Genomic DNA, 23151 nt, shown 5'->3' with positions numbered 1-23151 from the left:
CCCGGGGTCTCCGCGAGCGCCCCCCCCCGCCGCCCCCCCCGGGGGGGGGGGGGGGGGCCCCGCCCCCCCCCCCCCCCCCCGCCGCCGGTCTCAGAGGCCGTAGGTCTTCCCGATGACGTCCCGCTGGATCTCGCTGGTGCCGCCGTACACCGTGGAGACCACCGCCGCCCGCAGATGGCGCTCCATGTCGAACTCCGTGGTGTAGCCGTAGCCGCCCATCATCTGCATCCCTTCCAGGGCGGCCCGCTTGGCGACCTCCGTGGCCTTCAGCTTGGCCATCGAGGCCTCGCGCGGGAACAGCTTCTCCGGCCGCGCGTCGCAGTCCGAGGCGATCTCGCGGACCAGCAGCCGGGTGCACTCGATCTCCGTGGCCAGATCGGCGATCCGGTGCCGCAGGGCCTGGAACGAGCCGACGGGGCGCCCGAACTGCTCCCGCTCGCGTATGTACGCCACCGTGTCGTCGAAGGCGCGGCGGGCCAGTCCCAGCATGTTCGCGGCCAGGAAGAGCCGCTCGTGGTTGAGCCCGGCCATCAGCTGCCGCCAGCCGTTGTCCACCTCTCCGACCACGGCGTCCGCCGGCAGCCGGACCCCCGTCAGGAAGACGTCGTTGACCTCCCGGCCGCCCATCGTGTCGATGCGCCGCACCTCGACCCCCGGCGTCCCGGCCGGCAGATGGAACATCGTCAGCCCGCCGTGCTTGTCCTCGCCCGTCCGGGCCACCAGGAGGATGTGCCGGGCGCAGTGCGCGTTGGAGATCCAGGTCTTCTGGCCGTCGATCACCCACCCGCCGTCCGTCCCCCGCCGCGCCCGGCAGCGCAGGGCGCCCACGTCCGAACCGGCCTCCGGCTCCGACATGGCGATGGACAGCACGTCCCCGCGCACGGCCCCCGACAGCACCTCCTGACGCTGCGGCTCGCTGCCGAACCGCTCGTACGCCTTCGCGGCGATGACCGTGGTGATGAACCCCCCGGCCGGGACCATCCCGTACGAGGTCTCCTCCAGGAACAGGCAGGCGTCGGCGAGCCCGCCGCCCGCACCCCCGTACTCCTCCGGCAGGCACACCCCGAGCCAGCCCAGGGCGGCGAGCCTTCTGTACAGCCCGGGATGGTGGGCCTCGCGGCCGCCCGAGGTCAGCGCGTCGCGCTGCTCCCGGGTGCCGCACTCCCGTTGGGCGAAATCGCGGACTGCCGCGACGAAACCTGCCTGCTCCTCGGTGAGGCGACTACCCATCAGATCCTCCGGACGTCGACGGTGTTACTAAGTGATGCTAATCGTTTCACCGTATCTGCGAGAGGTGTTCGCCGGTATCGTGAGCGCCATGAGAACGGACACGAACGACTCGGCGCTCACCCGGGCCATCGCCGAGGCGGAGACGGAGGACCCGACGGCGCGGCGGATCCTGGACGCCGCACTGGAGCAGTTCACCCTGCTGGGACTGCGCCGGTCCTCCGTGGACGACGTCGCCAAGCGGGCCGGCGTCTCCCGGGTCACCGTCTTCCGGCGCTTCCAGACCAAGGACAAGCTGGTCATGGCCACGCTGCTGCGCGAGCACCGCAGGTTCTTCCAGGAACTGGACGCGGCCGTCGCGGCGCTTCCGACCATGGAGGAGCGGGTGACCGAGGGCTTCGTCGTCGCCCTCCGGTACACGCGCGCGCACCCCCTGTTCGGCGGGCTGCTGCGTCTCGAACCCGAGGTCGTGCTTCCCTACATGACGGTGCGGGGCGGCTCCACGCTCTCGGCCACCGTCGCCTATCTGACGGCCCATCTGCGCCGGGCCCAGCAGGCGGAGGGCCGCCCGGACGGCGATCCCGGGCCGGTCGCCGAACTGATGGTGCGGGTCGCCGTATCGTTCCTCCTCAATCCGGCCAGCTGCATCGAGATGGAGGACGAGGACCAGGCCCGCGACTTCGCCCGCCGCTATCTGGCCCCGCTGCTGACGGCGTGACCGCCGAAGGCGGCTCCGGCCCCGCGCGGCCCCGAGCGGTCCGTGCGCTCAGCGGCGCCGGTGCAGCGACCGGGCCATGCGCACGGCGCGCTCCCGGGTGGCGGCCGGCACCTCGAAGGAGGTCAGCGCGAGCGGCGGGGTGAACCGCTGCACGGTCGTCGACTGCACCGCGGTGAAGGCGCGCAGCCCCTCCTCGCCGTGGATCCGTCCGAAACCGGAGTCCCGCGACCCGCCGAACGGCAGCGCGGGCACCGCGGCGAACCCCAGCACCGAGTTGACGGACACCGCCCCGGCCCGCAGCCGCGCGGCGATGGCCGCCCCGCTGCGCCCGCCGCGGCAGAACACCGCCGCCCCCAGGGCGTACCGCGAGGCGTTGGCACGCTCCACCGCCTCGTCCACGTCGGCCACGGCGTTGATCGCCACGACCGGTCCGAAGGTCTCCTCCGTCATGGCCGCCGCGTCCTCCGGCACCCCGGTCAGCACCACCGGGGCGACATACGGGGCGCTGACCGACTCCGGCCCGCCCAGGAGCGCCCGCGCCCCCGCGGACACCGCACCGCTCACATGCCGTTCGACCACCCCGACCTGCCCGGCGAGCGTCATCGGACCGTACGCGGAGTCCGCGGCGGCCCCCGGGCGCAGCGCCGACGCCCGCTCGACGACGCGCTCGCACAGTTCCGTGTGGATCTCGCGCACCGCGTACACCCGCTCCACCCCCGCGCAGGTCTGCCCCGCGTTGCTCAGGGCGCCCCAGACGATGGCGTCGGCCGCGGCGGACAGATCCGCGTCGGCCGTGACGATGACGGCGTCCTTCCCGCCGCACTCCGCGAGGAACGGCGTCAGCGTCTCCGCGCAGACGGCCATGACCTTCCGGGCCGTTCCCGGCGAACCGGTGAAGGCCAGCTTGTCGACCCCGGAGCGGGTCAGCGCGTCCCCGGTGGAGGCCGGTCCGGTGACGGTGGTGAGGAGCCCGGCGTGGGCGGGGACGGCCGCGTCGAACAGCTCGGCCAGGAGGACACCGGTGCCCGGCGTCAGCTCGGACGGCTTGAAGACCACGGCGTTGCCGGCCGCGAGGGCGTATCCGATCGAACCCATCGGGGTGTACAACGGATAGTTCCACGGCCCGATCACCCCGACGACCCCCAGCGGCCGGTGGACGAGCGAGGCCCGCTGGTGGACCGTGAACAGCCCCGTCCGCACCTTCCGCCGGCGCAGCACGCGATGCGCGTTGCGCGCGGCCCACGCCAGGTGCTCCAGGGTGAGGACGACCTCCAGCGCCGCGTCGCCCACCGGCTTTCCGGTCTCCTCGGAGATCGTCCGCGCCACGGTGTCCAGATCGGTCGCGAGCGCCTTCTTCCAGCGCAGCAGGTGCTCCTTGCGCCGGGCCGGCGGCAGCGCCCCCCACGCCGTCTGGAGCGTCCGGCCCCGGTCGGTGGCCGCGGCGACCTCCTCGGCCCCGGTCACCGGATGCTCGGCGAGCGGTTCGCCGGTCGCGGGGGAGCGGGTGGTGAAGACCGGCGCGGAGGACGGGACGGCTGGGGTGGTCTCGGTCATCGGGGTCTCCTGATGAGGGCGTGGGACGGTCCGCCATGAGTCGAAGATACTGAAAGTATTGAAGTGTTTCATCGAGCGTCAATACTTCCGGCACGATGGAGGGGGCCGGGAAGCCGACGCCCCGACGCCCACGAGGGCCGCTGGCAACGGGATTTGACGGAACGTCGGGTCAGCTCGTCCCGGCCGGGATCAGGAAGCCCAGGGGTCGCTGCGGCGGCCCGGCACGGGAAGGGCGAGCGAGACACCCGTGCGTGCGGCGGTGCGGGTGAGGAAGTCCATCGTGGCCGGGAAGTCGTCGAGGAAGGCGCGGAAGGGCCTCAGGGGCCGGTCGAGCGGGCGGAAGAAGTCGTCCCAGTGCACCGGTACGACCCGCCGCGCACCCGTGGCCGTCACCAGCCGGTCCCAGTACGCCTCCCGGAACGCCTCGTCCTGCTTGCCGAGCGCCCCGACCCCCAGATACACCGTCTCGGCCGCGTACCCGTCGAGGGCACCGGGAACACTGTGCGCGCTGGCATGCACCAGGAGTTCCCGGCCGTCGTGCCGCACATGCAGTGAATAGCACGCCCCGGTCCGGTAGTCCGTGGCCCGCACCGGGAGGCGCAGCGGCCGTCCGATCTCCCCGGGCGCGATGTCCCCCGGACTGTGCCGTGCCGGCAGCGCGGTGAGCGTGAAACGCCCGATCGTGAACGGCTCGCCCACCACAACCTGTTGGAACCGCTCGTCCGGAAATCCCTGGCCGAGGGCGATGTTACGGGTGGACGCCGAACCGATCAGCCGGGCCCCGGTCGCCGCCGCCACGGCGGGGGAGTCCAGCGCGTGGTCGTAGTGCGAGTGCACGACGAACACCGCGTCCAGCGCGTCGGTCCCCGCCCGGCGCATCCCGTCCTCGATCCGCCGCCGGTCCGGCCGCAGTCGCCCGAACCGCATGCGCAGCAGGCCCGGACGGCTGAAGAACCCATCGGTCAGGACCGCCGTCTCCCCGTCGTGGAACAGCAGTGTCGACACCCCGAGGAACACACAGCGCAGCGCCCCGGGCCGCTCCGGTGCGCCCGCCTCGTACCACTGCGCCCACGGCTCCAGGCGCGGCGCCCGCAGCCCGCGCAGCACCTCCAGCACCCCGGGAACACCGTGCCCGGCGCCGCCCTTCACGCGCGGAACCCCTGCCTGTGCTCCTGCTCTCGCATGGCGCCCAGTGTCGCCGACGCCCGACGAGACTGTCAGCCCGTGCGGAGGAGCCGCATTCCGTGGTACCCGATCCCCGCTGTCAGGCCCCCTGCCCGGCACATGCGCACCGTCGGCCCGGCATCTGCCCGGCGTGTCCGGCGACCGGGTCGCACGTATCCCACGCAGAGACACGTGCGCGGTGAAGTGCGGTGTGCTCAGGTGCTGTTGGGGCGACTCTGCAGCTCGGTCCGCGCCTCAGGGGGTCAGACCTCGCCGAGGAAGCCTGGATCCAGCGGCCCGGCCCGACGGGCGAAATCCGCCGCGACTCCGATGACTTCGCGCATCGGGACGGGGCGCCGGCTCGTGCCGGCCAGGTCGTCGTGGGCCTCCTTGCTCCAGAGGAACGGGAAGACGCTGATGCCCTGGTCCGGGGCCAGGGCGGCTGCCTCCTCGCGCCAGGTGGGCCAGCGCAGCCCCTCGTAGAAGCCGTCCGGACGGCCGGAGAGCATCCAGAGGATCCAGTCCGAGTGCCCCATGTCCAGGGCTTCCCAGGCGAGGGTGTCGGGCGCGAAGTACGTCATCTGCCCGGGTGCGCCGGGGCGGCCGGCCGCCGAAGGGTTGCCGCCGTTCAGCGCGAAGACGCCGCCGACGACGTCGTGGCCGACGACCAGACCGGCGGGCGGGGACCAGGCCGGGTCGGGGACGGAGGGGAACCGGTTGACCCGGGCCAGGCCGGGCAGCCCGCCGTCCGCGGACGAGCCGCCGCCGAACACGCGGACCCAGCCGTCGTCCAGGAGCAGCCCTCCCGTGTGCCACGCCAGGGAACCCAGGGTCGAACGCGTGGTGACCTGCATCTGGAGGAGCGAGCGATGAGCCTCCTCCGGAGCGGGCGGGAGGACGCGGACGGGTGCCGGACCCGCCGCGATCATCTCCTGGAGCTCGGGCCACGCCGGATCGTCCACACAGGTCAGCTCGTCGATGTCGCGCATCCGTGGATGATCGCACCGGGGACCGGCACCCGGGGCACCGGGCCTGCGCCCACCGGCCCGTGGAGGTGGTCAGCGGGCCCGCTCCCGCAGCAGGGCCGCGCCCGACTCGGTCAGCCAGTCGGCGAAGGTGCGCAGCCCCGGATGGATGACGCGCAGGGCCTCGATGTCGGCGTGCCAGCGGCGGCCGGCCGCCCAGGCGTCGTGGACGCGGCCGATCTCGGGGGCGAGCGCGGCGGCCTCCGCGCGGGTGAACTGCTCGTAGCGGAGGGGGATCCCGGTGGCGGCGGTGATCGCGGCCACCGTGTCGAGCGGGGTCGGGGCGTCACCGGCCAGTTCGAGGGTGCGGCCGGCGAACCGATCGGGTTGGTCGAAGGCGAGGGCGGCGAACTCGGCGATGTCCTCGACGGCGATGAGCTGGACGGGCTCGTCGGGCGGGAAGATGTGCCGATGCACACCGCCGGCGACCCCGTCGAGGCCGGGGACGGTCGCTTCGAGGAAGTTGGACATGAAGCGCACCGGGCGCAGCACGGTGACCGTCGGGATCCGTTCGTGCAGGTACTCCTCGATGCGCCGCTTGCCGTCGCCGCCACCCGGGCGGCCCGGTACGGACGCGATTCCGGTGAAGACGACCTGGCCGACGCCCGCCTCGGCAGCGGCGTCCGCGAGCGCCCGGCCCCGGGCGAACTCCCGCTCCGTGTCCGTGCCGCCCGGTCCGAACGCGACGGGCGGCACGGCGAAGAGCGCGTCCGCGCCGCTCAGCGCCGCGGCGAGACCGGAGGGTTCGTCGAAATCGCCGACGACGAGTTCGGCCCCGGCCTTCTCCAACTCCCTGGCCACCGGGGCGGCCGCGTCACGGACGAGCGCGCGCACCGGCCTCCCGTCGGCCAGCAGCCTGCGCGCGGTGACCCCTCCCTGACGGCCCGTCGCACCGGTCACCACGATCGTGCGGTCCTTGCTCATGACGTACTCCTCCTTCGTCGCGCACCCGGCCGGAACATGACGAACGGGGTGAGGGACCGGGTGCGATGTGGAATGCTGGACCCGGTTGAGCCGGACGGGCAAGGGATTACGTGACATGACCGCTACGCACCCGGACGGCGGCCGCACCGATGCCCGGCGCAACCGGGCCAGGGTGCTCGCGGCCGCGGTCCAGGCCTTCGACGCACACGGACCGGATGTCTCGCTGAGCGTCATCGCGCGCCGGGCGGGCGTCGGCGCGGGGACCGTGTACCGGCACTTCCCCGGCAAGGAGATCCTGCTGGAGGCCGTACTCGTCCAGCAGATCGACGGCCGTGTCGCATCGGCCCGCAGGTGGGCGGCGCGCGCCGACCCCGTCACGGCTTTCTTCGGATTCCTCGTGGAGACGGTCGACTTGTCGTACGGGCGCAGCCATGTCTGCGACGCCCTGAGTACGGAGACGAGCTGGCCGCGCCCGGGTCTCGCCGCGTCCGCCTCCCGGTTCCGGCAGGCGCTCGGCGACCTGCTCCGCGCCGCCCAGCGCGAGGGCGGGGTGCGGGTCGGCATCGGGCCGGAGGACGTGGCCGCGCTGGTGGTCGGCTGCGCCGCGACCCGGGCCGCCCACCCCGACCCGGAGGGAGGGCTGCGGATGGTGCGGATGACCCTGGACGGGCTGCGCGACACCGCGTCCGTCACGAAAGGCGTCGCTTTCCGTGACGTTCCTGGGCTGCCCCGCTCGCCCTCCGTCCCCGCCTGCGCGGAGTGCGGGACCCGCCTCCCCGAGCGCTCCGCAGGCCGTCCCGCGCGCTACTGCGGAGCGACCTGCCGCCAGCGAGCCCGACGCCGTCGACTGGCCCGCCCGGACGCGTGAGTTGGTCCGGCGTCTGAACCGGCCCGACCCGCAGGGTCGTTCCTAGCGTGCGGCGTGCACGCGCAGCAGCAGGGCGTGGAGTTGGGCGCGCTCGTCCGTCGTGAGCGGGGCGAGCAGTGCGTCCTGCACCTCCTCCGCCTCGGAGGTGAGCCTGGCCAGGGCCGCGCGGCCCGCCGCGGTCACGGTGACCAGGACGCGGCGGCGGTCGGTGCCGTCGCGGTCGCGGGTGAGGTGGCCCAGAGCGGCCAGTTCGTCGAGGACCTTGGTCATGTCGCTGACGTGAATGCCCAGGCGCGCGGCGAGATCACGCTGGACGTGGGGCCCGAAATCCGCCAGCGCGGCCAGCGCGGCCATGTGCCAGAGGCGCAGGTTCTCGGCGGCGAGACGGTCGGCCAGGCGCCCGCGCGCGTCCTTGCCGACCTTGGAGAGGAGATAGGTCGTGAGATCGGTGAGCGTGGGAGGAGCGGCGGAAGGAGGAGGCGTGGTGGACATGAGGTAATGATAGGTTCTCGCCTATCGTTAGTTCGCACCTATCAATCAACTCTCGTGGGGGACTTGTTCCATGGACGTGTTGCACCCTCGGCTCCTCGTATCCCGGTTCGGCGACTGCTTCCGCTTCTACGACGCGGTGCTGCCCGCACTGATCGGCGCCCGTCTCACCCGCGGCGGTGAGCAGGGCCCCTACGCGAGTTGGGACGTCGACGACCAGGGCGTCGTGATGCTCTTCGACCGCGCGGCGATGGCCGCGGAGGTGGCCGGGACCGCCGAGACCGCCGAGCCGCGACCCGCTCAGGACGCCGCCATGCTGGTCAGCAGGGTCCCGGACGTCGCGGCCGCTCACGCGCTGTGCCTGGCCCACGGTGCGCGGGACGTCGCGGGTCCGGCCGACCGGCCCGCCTGGGGGCCGACGTGCCGCACCGCCCATGTACGGGACCCGGAGGGGAACCTGCTGGAGTTCCAGTCCTACTGAGACCCGCGCCCGCCTCCGGCCCGGCGGCCTCACCTTTCCGGATCGTCCGACACCACCCGCATGCCCAGACCCCGTACGCGGTAGATGCAGACGTCGTCGCCCCAGAGCGAGGCGTCCGCCACCGCGTACGGACGGCCGCGGTCGTCCGTGCCGCGTTCGACGATGTCCATGTCCACCCGGATGAGCCGGTTCGCCGGGGTGATCTGGCCGCGGTACGTCCACGTCGCCTCCCGGCCCGGAAGCACCGGCTCGAACCGGGGACGGGGCACACCGCGCGCCGCGTCCCGTTCCAGCAGGTCGAACCGGAGCAACTGGCTCATGGCCTCCACACCCAGCGAGCCGGGCTGGACGGGGTCCTGGAAGAAGTGGGCCCGGAAGAACCACGCGTCGGGGCGGACGTCCTTCTCCGCGCGCAGCCGGCCGAGCCCGGCGCCGCCCCCCTCGGGCCAGTGGCCGGTGACCCGGTCGAGCATCATCAGCATGGGCCCGGGGAGACGCAACTCCCCGGCGAAGTACCGTTCCGGGCGGGCGGTCAGGTCCACGGCCCGCCCGCCCGGCGCGACGAGCCGGGCCCGGTCGTCGGCCGACACAGGGAGACCGGGCTGATCGGCGAACGCCGACCGGGGAAAGAAGCCGAACACCGTGTCCAGAGCGAACACGGGCACCCCGTCCGCCGTGCACGACACCCGGAACGACTCGATGATCAGGTCCCCGCTCCGCGACAGCCGCGTCAGCTCCGCGCGGGTCCGCAGCACCCGTGTCGTCGGGGTCACCTCGCCGGTGACCGTCCCCGTCCCGTCGAGATTGCGGAACAGCAGGTCCGCGTCGGAGGTCAGGGCGCTGCCCACGTACGAGGCGAGCCAGCCGCAGGGCTGCAGGGCCGCCTCCATGAGCACGGCGAACGGCATGGTGCGGCCGTCGCCCTGCTCGAAGAACCAGGCCCGGTCGGGCACGTCGTACTCCGCGACGACCGCGCTGCCCTCCCGCATCCCGGCCTGCGGCCCGTCCACCGAGACGATCCGGCTCATGAAGTGGTACGGCGGCCCGGGAAGCCGCGCCACGCCCCGAGCCCCGTCGAACCGTTCGTACATCGCGCCGAACGCCTCGCTCGGCCGGCCCCAGGCACAGGCCAGCAGCGAACCGTAGTCGAAGGGGAAGCCGTCGGCCGCCCCGGCCACCGGCCTCTCCTCCCGGTGCCCGACGAGCCCGCCCAGCAGGGGGAGCGGCACCGGGTCGCCGCCGGTCTGCACGGCGGGCGGGCCCGAGTGCCGCCACTGGGACAGCGGCCAGTCGGGCACCAGACGCAGCGCCATGTCCCGGCCCAGGAACGCCCTGGTCCCGTCCACCGAGCCCAGCACATCGGCATGGAGCGTCGGCTCGGGACCCGCGGACACCCCGCGTACGAACACCTCGTAGACGACCCGACGCCCCTCGGGCGTGGCCTGCCCCCGGCACATGGCCCGGTACGGCTGTCCGGGCACCGGCTCGAACCGCCACCCGTCGCGCCCCACGGTGTGCCCCAGGGCCGTCAGATGGAACGCCATCGCCTGGAGCCCCCCTTGGAGCATCAAGGTGCCCGGCATGCACGGGTCGTTGGCGAAGTGCCCGTCGAAGAACCAGTCGTCCGGGCGGAGCGCGGTCTCGGCCCGCAGATAGCCGCGCCCCCACGGGCCCCCGGCCGGCTCGAATACGCTCACCTCGTCCAGCAGGCGCAGCCGCTCCTCGTCGAGCCTCGGCGAACGCACATGGGCCGCGGTGGCCTCCCAGCCGGGCCCGAAGCAGTCCGCGGGCCGTCCCTCCGCGAGGGCCCGCAGACGTTCGGTGCCGAACCGGTTCCGGGTGCACCGCACGGCCGGCGGGTCGAACGGCAGCTCGTCCCCCGGGGCGTGCTCGGCCGGGTCCCACCGGACACCGCCGCCCGCGGCGAGTTCCGCGGGCGTGAAGAATCCCGCCCGGCCGTCGCGGACGCTCAGCCGCAGGTCGCCGTCCACGTAGCAGTCGTAGTGGAAGAAGGCCAGCCGCACCCCGTGCGCCTCCGCGTGGCCGTCGACGTGGATGTCGTAGGACAGCGTGTCACCGGCCACGGGCGGCGTGCCGTGGAAGGTCACCTCGCAGCCGAGCAGCCGGTACGCACGCTCTCCCCGGTTCAACAGGTCGGCGCCCAGCCAGCTGAGCAGCAGCAGGTCGGCCTGCCCCGCCTCGATCAGCACCCCGGCCGGCATGCGTCCCGTGGAGTCCAGGTACCAGCTGTCCGCCCGGACGTCGGTCTCCGTCCAGATCCTGCCGTCCGTCCGCACCGGCCCCGGCATCGCCAGCGCCGCCGGTACCGCGTCGATCCCCGTGACCCGGTCCGCCAGCAGCATCGGAGGCCCCGGCATCCGCGTCTGCACCGCGTACCCGTCCTGCTCGGCGAACCGGGGACCGAACAGGGCGGACACCCGGTGCCGGGCCAGGTACTCCAGCTGCGCGCGGTCGAACTTCGGCCCCGGCTTGCCTTCCGGCCCCGGAACGCGGGGCTCGGGAGGACCGGGTTCCGGGGGTGACGGAACCGGCGGCCCGGCGGCCGGATGCCCGACGGCCGGGACGAGGGGCTCGGGCGCGGACGCGGCCGGCGACAGCGCCGGCGCTCCCGGCCGTCGGCCCAGCGCCGCCGCACCGCGCGCCGACATCCCCAGGAACCGCTGATGGGCCTCGGTGTGACGGGCCATCACCTCGCGGTGCGTCTCGGCCGCCCGCGCGCTCACTCCGGCCAGCGCGGCCGCCCGCACACGCGCGGCGTTCTCCCCCTCGGGGACGGGGAGCGCGGCGGCCGGGGTCCGTTCCGGGACCGGAGCGGCCGGATTCGTGGGGCCGGAGGCGGCGCGGACGCGCGGGAGCGCCGGCGCCTCGGCGGGGCCGGGTCGGTGGTCCGGGACGGGAGCGAGCTCGGGGGCCGGGGGCAGGGCGGTCACGGAGGGCTCCGGGTCGGGGAGGCGCGGGAACGCGAGGGCGGGGACGGTGATCTCCGGGCCGGGGCGCGGGCGCCGCGTCGACGCGCCCGCGAGCCGGGCGAACAGTTCCTCCGCCCTGACCGGGACCCCGGCGACGACGAGTTCGCCGACGGCCAGGCACAGCTGCCGCAGACCACCGTCCTCCGGGGAGTCCAGGGCGACCGCCACATGCTCCCGGTCGCCGAGAACCCGTTTGATCCACCCGGTGCACAGCTTCTGGGGGCCGTGCTCCACGAAGACCCGGACCCCGTCGGCATACGCCTGCTCGATCGTGGCCGCGAAGTCGATCGTGCCCATCCCCTGGGCGGTGACCGCGTCGGCGGCCAGCTCGGCCGTGGGCACGTACGAATGGCCGGTCGCCCCGCTGTAGAAGCGCACACCGGGCACCTCGACGGTGGGCCGGTAGTGCACGGCCCGCCACAGGTCCCGGACCTCCGCCGGCTCCGGGGCGTGGGCGGCGATGTCGTAGTCCAGTTCGACGGCGAGATCCGCACCGATCGCGGCGACCGCCGCCGCGCACGCCCGGGACTCGCCGCCGATGACACAGACCCCGGGAGCGTTCACCGCCATCAGATGGACCGCGGGACGCCCGGAGAGCTCGGCGCGCACCCGGTCCAGGGGCGCGGCGACCAGATGGCTCGACCACCGGGTTCCCGCGATCCCCTTCCGCCGCCACTGACGGCGTACCGCCCGCAGCTCGCCGGTGAGTTCGGTGGTGAACAGGCCGCTGTCCCGGGTGGCCTCGTACAGCCCCATGGCGTCCGGCCAGGCGCCGAGCGCCACGAGGGCGGTCGATTCGCCGGAGGAGTACCCGACGGCCGCGTCCGGCCGCAGTCCGAGGACCTCGCGGCTGAGTACGGTGTGGACGGCGGCCACCTCCGCGGCGGACCAGATCTGACGGAGCACCCCGTGCCGCGACCCGGTCCGCACCCGCGCCGCGACCCCCCGGTGGCGGGCTCGGAAGGATTCGCCGAGCGAGGGCAGCGCCAGCATCAGTCCCTGGCCCATTCCCTCGTACGCGGCCGAGCCGTTGGTGTACACGAACGCGACCTGCCCCTCCACCGGCGCGTCCCGGAACAGCACATCGGCCGGCCGCGCCCCGCCCTCCACCAGCCAGCGGCGCGCGGCCCGCCCGCACTCCGGGTACCGGGCGTCGTCGGCGACGAGGGCCAGCCGGGCCGGCCCCGCGCCGGACTCCGCGCCGGCGTCCAGCGCCGCCAGGACCGCCTCGCGGTCCGCCCCCGAGAACACGCGCAGACGGGGCGCGGCACCGTCCAGCCACGGCAGGGCGTCCCCGGCGCGCAGCCGTACGCGCACGGTCGGCCCCTCCACCGGTGTCACCACCACCCGCGCGGTGTGGGGGACGGCCGCGGTGTCGGCCGGAGCGCCCGGCCGGGGCGCCGCGCGGTGCCGGAGCGCGAGCGCGGCCACCGCGACCGACACCAGACCGGACGCCGCGTGCGCCCGCCCGAACAGCGCGCAGGGGTCGAAACCCGCGTCGGGAGCGTCTCCGACGATCAGGTCGGGTTCCTCGGCGGACTCCTCGTCCAGCAGCGCGACGACCGGGTCCCCGTCCTCGCGGGCGGTGTCGAGCAGCTTGAGGACCAGGACGACGGCCGCGTCACCCGGAGTGTCCTCGCGGCCCAGCTCCCGCAGGGCGGCCCGGTGGACCGCCTCGTCGGACACATCGCAGGCCCCCACGAGCACGGCATCCGCCTCGCCCGCGCGCAGGGCCCGCGCCGCCAGACCCAGCGCGACCGGACCGGAGGCCTCCTCGGCCGAGACCGTGAAACCGGGGCCGCCGAGGTCGAGTTGGGTGCTGATCCGGTTGGCGGCGAGGTTCGGCATGCTGCCGACCACCCCCTCCGCCGTCATCGGCGGTCCGAACGCGTCCCGGGCCGCGCCGGCCGGGACGGACGCGGCCCGGCCGGACTCCTCCAGCCAGTGGGGCACCCGCCACCGCGCCCCCGCCCGCGCCACCTCCGGATCCACCCCCGTCCCCACGACGACCATGGTCCGCTCACGCGGCAGCCGCACCGCACGTGCCGCCTCCCGTGCGGCCTCCAGCACCAGCAGTTGATGACGTGACGTCCGTTCCAGGCCCGACGGGGGGAAGCACAGGTCCGTGAGCGCCACCGTGAAGTCCCGGGCGGGGGCGCCCCGTTCGCCGCCCAGCACCGCCCGCCGCAGATCCTCCGCGGACCGGCCCCCGCCGACCCGCGCCCCGACCGCGACGATCGCCACCGGAGCGCGCCCCCCGGCCGCGGGGGACGCCCCGGCGGCAGCGGGCACGGAGGCGGGCGCCGCCTCCCGGGCACGTCCCCGCGCGGGCGCGGCCGGATCCTCCGGGAGATCCACGATCAGATGGGCGTTCGTGCCGCCGAAACCGAAGGCGCTCACCGCCGCCCTGCGCGGCCCGGTCCACTCCTCCGGCTCCGTGAGCACCCGCAGCGGCGTCCCCGCCAGGGACTCCAACGGGCGCTCCGCGCCGAGCGACGCCGGACGCACCCCCGCCCGCAGCGCGCCGAGCACCTTCAGCAGACCGGCCGCACCGGCCGCCGCCAGCAGATGCCCCACATTGGACTTCACCGACCCGATCGGCACGTCGTCCCCGGCCCCGAAGACCTCGGCCATGGCGCGCGCCTCCACCGCGTCCCCGACCGGTGTCCCCGTCGCGTGGCACTCGACCAGCGACACCGAACCGGGGGCGACCCCCGCCCCGGCGTACGCGAGGCGCATCGCCCGGATCTGACCCTCCTCGGACGGGCTGATGAGACCGGACCCCCGCCCGTCGTTGGAGAGCCCCACGCCCCGGATCACCCCCAGCACGGGCACCCCGGCGGTCCGGGCGTCGCGCAGGCGCATCAGGGCGACGAATCCGGCGCCCTCCCCGTGCACCAGCCCGTCCGCCTCCGCGTGGAAGGGACGGCTGCGGCCCGTCCGGCTGCTCGCGGACAGCCCGCAGAACCCGATGTGCAGATAGAGCGGGTCGGGCCGGCTGACCGCACCCGCCACCATGAGATCGGCCGTGCCGTCGTGCAGCCGGTCGCACGCCAGCTTCACCGCGTACAACGACGACGCGCAGGCCGCGTCCAGCGACCACGCCCCCGCACCGAGCCCGAGCGCACGGGCGGCCAGCGCGGCGGGCAGCCCCGAGGAGAAGCGGTTGCGCGCGTCGGGACGCGTCCGGCGACCACCCGTCAGCAGGGCGTCCCGCAGCGGCGCCCGCTGCCCGGACAGCCAGACGTGCTCGGCGTACGCGGCCCCCGACTCGGTCGGGTACGACAGATTGCCCAGCACCAGTCCACCCCGGCGCAGCGGACCCTCGCGGCCCGCCTCCGCCAGCGCCTGGCGCGCCCCGTACAGCACCCAGTGGAACAGCGGGTCCAGTCCCGCGATCCGCTCCGGGGCGATCCGGAACCCCTCCGGATCGAAGACGGAATCGAACCGCTCCACATACCCGGCGACATCCGACCACGTCCGGTCCAGCGCGTCGTCCACCGTCCCCGTCACCCAGCGGCGCGGCACCCGCCAACGGCCCTCCGGAGCGGCCGACAGACCGGAGCGCCCGGCGGCGATGTTGTCCCAGAACGTGTCCGGATCGAGGGCGCCGGGCAGCACACAGCCCCGGCCGACGACGGCGATCGGTTCGAAATCCATACGGCTGCTCACTTGGCGCGGGGTACGGGGGAGGGGGAGGGACGGCAGGGGCGGCGGGCACGGGACGTGCCCGCCGCCCCGGTCACCGCGTCAGGAGGGGACGCGGACCAGTTCGACGCCGATCAGTTCCAACCGGACCACGCCGTCGGCATCGATCAGCGCCGCGTCGCACCGCGCCCCCGTCGCATGCGTCTTCCGCCCGCGGACGACACACCGCACGCCGTCGGCGGCCACCGGACCGCGCCGGTGCACCCGGCACTCGGCCACCGCCATCGGCAGCGTGCCCGCACCGAGCGTGCCCTCGGCCCACAGCAGCGCGAGCTGGAGGGCACCGTCGACGGCGGCCACGTCCAGCGGCCCGTGCAGGGGCGCCCAGTCCATCCCCCGCACCCCCGCCACCACGGCCTCGGCCCCGTGCTCGGACCTGCCGTCCACCGCGCGCAGCGCGTGGAAACTGCCCCCGTGGAAGAGGACCGTGCCCTCGTACGGATCCGGCGTGTCCAGCGGCTTCAGACCGGCGGGCGTCTCCCACACCCCGGGGGCGGGCGCATCGGCCCCGGCGTCGACGACCGCGCGGAAGTGCGCGGGGCCCTCCCCGGCCCGCAGCTCCGCCTCCACCGCCGAGGGTGCGCCCGGTGCGCCCCGGCTGCCGCGGACGGTGACGGGATGGCCCGGTCCCTCCAGGTCCGGCAGCGACAGCGTCCGGTACACCCGCAGGTCCCGTACGACGACGGGGCCGCCGCCGGGCGCCGGAAGCCAGGAAACGGCCGCGCCCGCGAACCAGTTGAGGACCATCGCCACGGGCAGCACCGGGACACCGGCCGGTGCGTGGTCGGCGAGCTGCGGCAGCGCGTCGGCGCGCACCAGTGCCTGCACCGGGGCGGGTTCCCCGGCCGGGGCCATCGCCGCCGGGTCGTCCCCGGCCACGAGGACGACACGCGCCTCGTCACGGGACGCGCCCAGTTCGGCCGTGAACGCGGCGGCCCCCCGCTCCAGCGGGATGAGCGGAACCCCGGAGCGGCCGAAGTGCGCCGCGAGCGACGGGGTGACCATGCCGCCCCGCCAGGGTCCCCAGGCCACGGACCGCACCAGGCAGCCGGGGCGGCGCGCCTGCTCGGCCGAGGCCACCTGGTGCAGGATCTCGTTGGCCATGGCGTAGTCGCCCTGGCCCGGGTTGCCGTACACGGCGGCCACCGACGAGAACAGGCAGATCAGCTCCAGCGGATCGTCCGCCGTCGCCGCCAGCAGCGCCCGCAGACCGTCCACCTTGGCCGACATCACGAGGTCCGCCTGCGGGTCGCTCTTGTCGGCGATCCGCTTGTCGGCCAGGACCCCCGCCCCGTGCACGATGCCGGTGACCGGCCCCCAGTCGGCCCGGACACCGTCCAGCGCCTCGGCGAGGGCGTCGGCGTCCCGGGCGTCCGCCACCACGTACCGCACGGGTGAACCCGCCGCCTCCAGCGCCGCCACCGTGGCGCGCACCTCGCGCGCCGCGAGGATCTCCCGCGCCCGCGCCGCGATCCGGGCGGGCGAGGACGCCGCCGAATCCGCGTCGGCGCGCTCCGCGAGCAGCCGGGTGAGCGCCGCCGCGTCGGAGGCGGACGGGAAGGGGTCGGGCCCGGTGCCCGGATCGGTCCGCCCGACCAGCACGAGCCTGGGACGGTACGCCCTGGCCAGGTCCAGCAGGGCCGCGGCGGTCACCCCGCGCCCGCCGCCGGTGGCCACGACGACCGACCCGGACGTGAGGGCCCCGGCCCCGTCGCCGCGGGACTCCGGCGGGCGGGGCACCAGACGCGGTACGGCACGCGTCCCGTCCGCCCGCAGTCCGACCTCCGGATCGCTCCCGCCGTCGAGGAGTTCCCGGACGACGGCCTCGGCGACCTCCTCGTCCGTCCGGTCGCCTCGTTCGCAGTCGATGACCCGGCAGGAACTCCCCGGCCACTCCTTCGCCGCCGTCCTCACCAGCCCGGCCACCCCGCCCAGCCAGGCGCGGCCGGCCGCGCGCCCGCCGAGACCGAAGTCGCCCCCGGTGTCCTGGACCGCCACGAACAGCACGGCGTCCTCGGCCGCGTGCGCCGCCACCGTCCGCGCCGCGCGCAGCGCCGACCGGTGCACGTCCCGCGCCTCCTCGGCGGCGTCCGCCGCGCCGGACGCGGTGAGCGCGCCGAGGTGGACGACGGCCCGCGCCTCCGCGGGCACCTCGGCCGCGGCGGTGGCCCTGACACCGTGCCCGGCGAGCTTCGCGGCGACGAGGCCGGCCAGTCCGCACCCCTCCGGGCCCTCCCCGGTCACCACCACCGGACCGTCGAACAGTCCGGCCGTCGCCAGTCCGGAGACCGGAGCCACGGCCATCCGGGGCACCAGCCGGGTCAGCCCCGCGGGCTCCGGCGTCCGGACGGCCGGCGGCCCGGATCCCGGCTCCTGCTCCGCGCCGCTCCCGGTGCCCGTGAGCCGTTCGTGCTCGGTGCTCAGCAGCCGGCCGTCCGCGTCCGGGCCGCGAAACCCGGCACCCTCGCCGGTGCCGGACCCCGCGCCGAGGCCGACGGGCGCCTGATCCCCGCGGGGCTCCGGAACGGCCGGACCCGTCTCCGGGTCCGAGGAAGCCGTACCGGACTCCTGGCCGGTCGCGGTGATCGCGCCGACGATCTCCCGCAGCGTTCGGAGCCGGGCCAACTGCCCGAAGTCGCTGCCCGGCAGATCACCCACCCGCCGGCGCACGGCCGACAGGATCTCCACGCGCTTGATCGAGTCGACCCCCAGATCCGCCTCCAGCTCCATGTCCAGGGTGAGCATGTCGGAGGGGTAGCCGGTCAGCCGGGCCACGACCGACAGCAGAAGCTCCTCCAGCTCCGGCACCGACAGGGCCGACGGGACCGCCCCGCCGTCCGGCGACGGGGCCGGAACCGAGTCCGGGACCGCGAGCGGAACCTGCGCGGAAGGCTCCGGCTCGGGCGGGGGCACGGAAGACACCGGGGACAGCGGAGGCGCGGCCGACGGAAGCGGAGGCGGCACCGCGGGCACGGGCGCGAGCGACGCGTACGGCACGTCGGGCAGCGCCGCCGGGAGGTCCGGCAGCGGTTCCGGCAGCGCCGGGACGGGCGGCGACTCCCCGGAAGCAGGCATCCCGAGCAGCGCCGAGAGACTCGTCTCGGTCATCCGCAGGAACGCCACATGGCTCTCCACCAGCATGCGCTGACAGGCCGCATGGGCCTCCGCGGTCTGCCGGTGGATGCGGTCGATCGCCGTGTACAGACCGGGGCCGTGGCCGGGAACGTCCGTGGACACCGGCGGACACGGCGCCGCCGTCGCGTCGGCCGCGGGCTGCCACGGGGCGTCGTCGGGGGCGACGGCGGGGGTGGGGACGTACGGGGTCATGGGGGCCGCCTGGAGGTCGGGCTCGGATACGTACGGGGGCCGGGGCCGGTGGTCCGGCACACCGTCGGGTTCGGGAAGCGGGCCGGTGGGGGCCGTGGACATGTGCCGCTCCGTCGTGGCCGGTTCGGGCGCGGCGGCCACGGCCGACGGGGCGCGGGGCGGGGGGAGGGGGTCGGTGTGGTTGCCGCCGCTGATCCTCACGGTCATCCGGGGCGCACGCGCCGGCTCCGGCGGCCCGGACGCGCCGTAGGGCGTCCAGAGCGCGTCGAGCCGGAGCGGGACACCGAGCACCGAGAGGTCGCCGAGCGCCGCCGCCGGACCACCGGCCCGGCCGGGCCGGTCCAGGGGGACGGCTGCGTGCGGGCGGTCACCGAGGATGTGTCCCACCAGGCCGCTGAGCGCGTGGCCCGCGCCGACCTCCACGAAGGTCCGGACACCGTGTGCGTACATCGCCTCGATCTGGTCCCGGAAGAGGACCGGCGAGGCCAGATGGCCGGCGATCCGGCGCCGCACCTCGTCGGCGTCCGCCGGGTACGGGGCCGCGTCGGCGTTCCCGTACACCTCGATACCGGGCTCCGTGAGCGGCACCTCCCGCAGAAAGGCGGCCAGCGGCTCGGCCGCGGATGCGACGAGCGGGCTGTGGAAGGCGGTCGACGTGTTGAGCCGCCGGGTGCTCACCCCCTCGGCGCCGAAGGCCTCCTCGGCGCGTGCGACCGCCTCGACCGAGCCCGAAAGGACCACCTGGCGCGGCGCGTTGTGGTTCGCCTCCCAGAGAGCGCCGTACGCGCCGCCGGCCAGCACCCGCGCCACATGTTCGCGGTCCGCGGCCACCGCCAGCATCGCGCCCGGGGTCACGGCCGCGTCCCGCATCAGCTCACCCCGGCGCCGCGCCAGCCCCACCAGCGCGGGGGCGTCCAGCACGCCCGCGCAGTGCAGGGCCACCAGCTCCCCGAAGCTGTGCCCCGCCACGCAGTCCGGCCGCAGCCCCAGCTCCCGCACCACCTCCAGCAGCGCCACCGCGTGCACGGCGAGCGCGGGCTGCGCCCACTCCGTGGCCGCCAGCAGCGCACTTTGGCCGGCCCGTTCGGCGTCGGAGAAGGCGGGCGGCGGGAACACCACCCGGTGCAGCTCACGGCCTTCGAAGCGGACGCCGCCGAGCCGGTCCCAGACGTCCTGGGCGGCCGGCACCTGCATGGCCGTATCGGCGCCCATCCCGACGTACTGCGCCCCCTGGCCGGGGAACAGGAAGCCGATGCGCCCGGGTGCGGACCCGCCGTACGCGTACCGGATGCCGGACGGCATGCCGAACGCGGCCTCGGGCCGCTTCCGGATGAGGGCCAGGGCCCGGCGGTGCTTCTCCCGCAGGTCCGCCGTGTCGGTGGCCACGATCGCCAGACGCAGCCGGCCGGCGGGGGAGAAGGACGCCTGGCTCGCCCGGGCGAGCGCCGCGAGGGGGCGGTCCTCGTCGGCCCCGGCCGGCAGGACCAGATCCGCCGGGGACGCGCCGCTGAACAGCACGAGTTCGTCCGGGGCCACCCGATGGCGCGGCGCCGCGCGTCCCGTGCCGGACGCGGGCACGTACTCCTCCAGCGTCACGTGGAAGTTGCTGCCGCCGAATCCGAAGCTCGACACCGAGGCGCGACGCGGATGCCCGGCGGGCCGCACCCACGGGCGGGCCCGTGTGTTCACGTAGAACGGGCCGCCCGGCACGGCCGCCGCCGGATTCGGCCGGTCCACCTTGACGGTGGGCGGCAGCACCTTGTGGTGCAGGGCCATCACCGCCTTCAGGAGACCCGCGGCCCCCGCCGCGCACTTGGTGTGGCCGATCTGCGACTTCACCGAACCGATGGCGCACCAGGGTCCGTCGTTACGGCCCGTCTCGCCGAACACCTCTTTCAGGGCGGCCAGTTCGGCGGTGTCCCCGGCCTTCGTGCCGGTGCCGTGCGCCTCGACCAGCTCCACCGTCTGCGGACCGTAACCCGCGTCCTCGTAGGCCCGTCGCAGGGCCCGCGCCTGACCCTCGGGCAGCGGGGCGTAGATCGCCGTGCTCCGGCCGTCCGACGAGGTGCCGATGCCCCGGATCACCGCGTGGATCCGGTCCCCGTCCCGCTCCGCGTCGGCCAGCCGCTTCAGCGCGTACATGACGACGGCTTCGCCGAGCAGGGTGCCGTCCGCGTCGGCCGAGAACGGCCGGCAGTCACCGCTCGGGGACAGGGCGGGCGTCTTGGAGAAGCACAGGAACATGCCGACGTCGTTCCCGGTGTCCACACCCCCGCTGATCACCAGATCGGCCCGGCCCAGCGCCAGTTCACCGACGGCCGTGGACAGCGCCGCCAGCGAACTGGCGCACGCCGCGTCCGCCGTGTGGTTGATGCCGTGCAGATCGAAGCGGTTGGCGACCCGGCCCGCGACGACATTGCCCAGCAGCCCGGGGAACGTCGTCTCCCGCCACGGGGAGAAACGGTCCGCGATGCGGTCGCACACCGCGTGCGCCTCGGCCTCACCGAGCCCGTGCTCCCGCAGCGCGGCGTGCCACATCGGACGATGGGTGCGCCCCACCATGTGCGGAAGCAGCTCCAGGGCCGCCGCGCCGAGGACGACGCCGGTGCGGTCGCGGTCCACCCGGTCCGGGCCGCCGGCGTCCGCCAGCACCTGGTCGGCGACCATCAGCGCGAGGAGCTGCGAGGAATCGGTCGATGCCAGGGCGGTGGGCGGTACGCCGTAGGCCATCGGGTCGAAGTCCACCTCCGGCAGGAAGGCGCCGCGCCGCGCGTACGTCTTGTCGGGGGCGGCCGGATCCGGGTCGTAGTGGTCCTCCCACCGCCACCGCGACGCCGGCACCTCGGTGACCTGGTCGCGCCCGCCGCAGATGATCCGCCAGTAGCCCGCCGCGTCCGTCGCGCCGGGCACCAGCGCGCCCACACCGACGACGGCGACAGGGGTCCGGGAAACGGGGGCGGCGGACACGGGCTCTCCTCGGGGTACGGGCCGGGACGGGACGGGCGGGGGCGCGGGCGGGCCGCCGGGGCGGGCGTTCACGACGGCTCGCACGGCACATGGCGGAAGGCGTCGGACGGCAAGGGGACTCCGTAGGTCCGCAGCTGATGGGCGCGGGTCAGCACGGCCGCCCCTTCGAGCAGATGGAGGGCGATGCGCACCACGGTCCGGTGCGCGGGAGCGGCCAGCGGGGTGCCCGCGACCCACTGGTTGAAGGCGCCCATCGACGGCCCGCACCAGATCTGGTAGTCGGTCCTCCGCGCCGTCTCCCCGGTGATCGCCCACCGGCTGGAACTGCCCAGGTACCAGCGGAAGACCAGCGCCATCCGGTGCTTCGGATCCGCCTCCGCACGGGCGGTCTCGGCGGGGTCGCGCCGCTCCCAGAACGCCCGGGTGCGCTGCCAGACCTCGTCGAACGACGCGCGCAGCACCTCGCGTTCGAGCGCGGAGCGCAGGGCGGCCGGGATCTCCTCCAGCGAGGCGTGGTCCCGGTACGCGGCGTACAGCCGGCCGGCCCGCCGGGCGAACATCGTGCCGCGCGACAGCACCTGGAGCTTCACCCCGAGTTCGAACATGTCGGCCGCCGGGGCCATCGCCACATCGGCGATGTCCGCCTCGCACAGCATCGCCTTGGCCTCGTCGGACAGACCCGCCTCGACGGCGGTCTGGTTCACCGACCCGGTCACGACGTACGAGGCGCCGAGCGCGAAGGCGGCGGCCACCGCGCCGGGAGTGCCGAGGCCGCCCGCCGCACCGATCCCGACCGGCCTGCGGTAGCCGTAGCGCCGGCCGAGCGCGTCCCGCAGCGCGGTGATCCTCGGCAGCAGCACCGACAGCGGCCGGTTGTCCGTGTGGCCGCCGCTGTCCGCCTCCACGGTCAGGTCCTCGGCGACCGGGACCCGGGCCGCGAGATCCGCTTCCTCGCGGGTCAGCCGCCCCTCGGCCACCAGCGCGTCCAGGACGGCGGCCGGGGCGGGGGAGAGGAACCGCTCGGCGACCTCGGGCCGGGACACCTTCGCGAGGATCCTGGTCGGCCGTACGACGTCCCCGTCCGGCCCCCGCCGCAGGCCCCGGGCCGCGCACCACACCACGGCCGGGGTCAGGTCCATGAAGGCGGACGCGGAGATCCGGGGCACCCGGCAGCGCACGAGGAGTTCGGCGACCCGCGTTTCCAGTGCGGGTTCGGCCGGGGAGTGGATCAGGTTCACGCCCCAGTTCGCGCGGCCCTCCAGCTCCCGTGCCAGTCCGTGCACGGCCCGCTCCACGTCCGCGTACGCCAGTCCGCCCGCGCCGAAGAAGCCGAGCATCCGCGACCGGGCCATCGCCGCGACCATGGACGTGGTCGCGATCCCGTTCGCCATCTCACCCGCGACATAGGGGAACCGCACCCCGTGCGCCTCGCAGAACGTCCGGCCGCCCAGCCATTCGGGATAGAGCGGGGGCAGCGTGCCGAGCACCCGGAAGCCGGGCGAGGGACCGAGCGCCAGCCCACGCTCGCGGCCGTCCGGCGTGCTGACGACATGGACGGGCTCCCGGATCCGCCGCGCGAGGGCGGCGATGCCGTCGAGGGAGAAGGCCGGGGCCGGGGCGGCGGGGGAGCCGGAGGCGGCGAGGACGGACACGGAACGGCTCCAACACAAGAGGGGACGCGGGGCGGTCGACGGAAGGGGGAGGCTGCG

At 75.1% G+C, this 23151-nt stretch carries 12 protein-coding genes; 3 read left to right on the top strand and 9 right to left on the bottom strand.

Annotated features, from left to right (window positions below; translation table 11 throughout):
- Positions 1–90 precede the first annotated feature (90 nt).
- Positions 91–1230: an acyl-CoA dehydrogenase family protein gene (locus ACFVDM_RS05855; protein ID WP_383633802.1), complete on the bottom strand. Its 1140-nt coding sequence runs from the start codon at positions 1228–1230 to the stop codon at positions 91–93.
- Positions 1231–1318: 88 nt separating this feature from the next.
- On the opposite strand from ACFVDM_RS05855, the gene ACFVDM_RS05850 reads away from it, so the two are divergent.
- Positions 1319–1945: a TetR/AcrR family transcriptional regulator gene (locus ACFVDM_RS05850; protein ID WP_383633801.1), complete on the top strand. Its 627-nt coding sequence runs from the start codon at positions 1319–1321 to the stop codon at positions 1943–1945.
- A gap of 48 nt (positions 1946–1993) precedes the next feature.
- Here ACFVDM_RS05850 and ACFVDM_RS05845 read toward each other — a convergent pair whose 3' ends face one another.
- From ACFVDM_RS05845 to ACFVDM_RS05830, 4 genes are all read right to left on the bottom strand, one after another.
- A complete protein-coding gene (locus ACFVDM_RS05845) occupies positions 1994–3499 on the bottom strand; it encodes an aldehyde dehydrogenase family protein (RefSeq protein WP_383633799.1) in 1506 nt (501 codons plus the stop codon).
- Between the two features lie 189 nt (positions 3500–3688).
- On the bottom strand, positions 3689–4648 hold the full coding sequence (locus ACFVDM_RS05840) for an MBL fold metallo-hydrolase (RefSeq protein ID WP_383633797.1): 960 nt from the start codon (positions 4646–4648) through the stop codon (positions 3689–3691).
- A 278-nt stretch (positions 4649–4926) separates the two neighbouring features.
- Complete coding sequence (locus tag ACFVDM_RS05835) at positions 4927–5652, bottom strand: DUF2625 family protein (protein ID WP_383633795.1); 726 nt, start codon at positions 5650–5652, stop codon at positions 4927–4929.
- A gap of 69 nt (positions 5653–5721) precedes the next feature.
- Positions 5722–6612 carry an NmrA family NAD(P)-binding protein gene (locus tag ACFVDM_RS05830; protein WP_383633793.1) on the bottom strand — a complete coding sequence of 297 codons (891 nt, stop codon included), beginning with the start codon at positions 6610–6612 and terminating at the stop codon, positions 5722–5724.
- A gap of 115 nt (positions 6613–6727) precedes the next feature.
- Here ACFVDM_RS05830 and ACFVDM_RS05825 point away from each other — a divergent pair, with 115 nt between their 5' ends.
- Positions 6728–7480: a TetR/AcrR family transcriptional regulator gene (locus tag ACFVDM_RS05825; RefSeq protein ID WP_383633791.1), complete on the top strand. Its 753-nt coding sequence runs from the start codon at positions 6728–6730 to the stop codon at positions 7478–7480.
- Positions 7481–7522: 42 nt separating this feature from the next.
- Here the strand turns inward: ACFVDM_RS05825 and ACFVDM_RS05820 are convergent, their stop codons facing one another.
- Positions 7523–7972 (bottom strand): MarR family winged helix-turn-helix transcriptional regulator, encoded by a 450-nt coding sequence (locus tag ACFVDM_RS05820; RefSeq protein WP_383633789.1) that lies wholly within the window; start codon positions 7970–7972, stop codon positions 7523–7525.
- 70 nt (positions 7973–8042) lie between these two features.
- On the opposite strand from ACFVDM_RS05820, the gene ACFVDM_RS05815 reads away from it, so the two are divergent.
- Positions 8043–8450: a VOC family protein gene (locus ACFVDM_RS05815; protein WP_383633787.1), complete on the top strand. Its 408-nt coding sequence runs from the start codon at positions 8043–8045 to the stop codon at positions 8448–8450.
- Positions 8451–8479: 29 nt separating this feature from the next.
- Here ACFVDM_RS05815 and ACFVDM_RS05810 read toward each other — a convergent pair whose 3' ends face one another.
- From ACFVDM_RS05810 to ACFVDM_RS05800, 3 genes are all read right to left on the bottom strand, one after another.
- Positions 8480–15100 carry a beta-ketoacyl synthase N-terminal-like domain-containing protein gene (locus ACFVDM_RS05810; protein WP_383633785.1) on the bottom strand — a complete coding sequence of 2207 codons (6621 nt, stop codon included), beginning with the start codon at positions 15098–15100 and terminating at the stop codon, positions 8480–8482.
- 90 nt (positions 15101–15190) lie between these two features.
- On the bottom strand, positions 15191–21442 hold the full coding sequence (locus ACFVDM_RS05805; RefSeq protein WP_383633783.1) for an SDR family NAD(P)-dependent oxidoreductase: 6252 nt from the start codon (positions 21440–21442) through the stop codon (positions 15191–15193).
- Positions 21443–21510: 68 nt separating this feature from the next.
- Positions 21511–23094 carry a PfaD family polyunsaturated fatty acid/polyketide biosynthesis protein gene (locus ACFVDM_RS05800; RefSeq protein ID WP_383633781.1) on the bottom strand — a complete coding sequence of 528 codons (1584 nt, stop codon included), beginning with the start codon at positions 23092–23094 and terminating at the stop codon, positions 21511–21513.
- Between the last annotated feature and the right edge of the window lie 57 nt (positions 23095–23151).

Source organism: Streptomyces sp. NPDC057682 (assembly GCF_042799575.1).
Lineage (GTDB): Bacteria > Actinomycetota > Actinomycetes > Streptomycetales > Streptomycetaceae > Streptomyces.
This window is presented reverse-complemented; position numbering and strand designations above follow the sequence as displayed.

Bases quoted from the DNA above. Each gene is read 5' to 3' on its own strand.
- ACFVDM_RS05810 (WP_383633785.1), bottom strand. From the start codon at position 15,100: ATGGATTTCGAACCGATCGCCGTCGTCGGCCGGGGCTGTGTGCTGCCC.
- ACFVDM_RS05855 (WP_383633802.1), bottom strand. From the start codon at position 1,230: ATGGGTAGTCGCCTCACCGAGGAGCAGGCAGGTTTCGTCGCGGCAGTC.
- ACFVDM_RS05845 (WP_383633799.1), bottom strand. From the start codon at position 3,499: ATGACCGAGACCACCCCAGCCGTCCCGTCCTCCGCGCCGGTCTTCACC.
- ACFVDM_RS05830 (WP_383633793.1), bottom strand. From the start codon at position 6,612: ATGAGCAAGGACCGCACGATCGTGGTGACCGGTGCGACGGGCCGTCAG.
- ACFVDM_RS05835 (WP_383633795.1), bottom strand. From the start codon at position 5,652: ATGCGCGACATCGACGAGCTGACCTGTGTGGACGATCCGGCGTGGCCC.
- ACFVDM_RS05820 (WP_383633789.1), bottom strand. From the start codon at position 7,972: ATGTCCACCACGCCTCCTCCTTCCGCCGCTCCTCCCACGCTCACCGAT.
- ACFVDM_RS05825 (WP_383633791.1), top strand. From the start codon at position 6,728: ATGACCGCTACGCACCCGGACGGCGGCCGCACCGATGCCCGGCGCAAC.
- ACFVDM_RS05850 (WP_383633801.1), top strand. From the start codon at position 1,319: ATGAGAACGGACACGAACGACTCGGCGCTCACCCGGGCCATCGCCGAG.
- ACFVDM_RS05815 (WP_383633787.1), top strand. From the start codon at position 8,043: ATGGACGTGTTGCACCCTCGGCTCCTCGTATCCCGGTTCGGCGACTGC.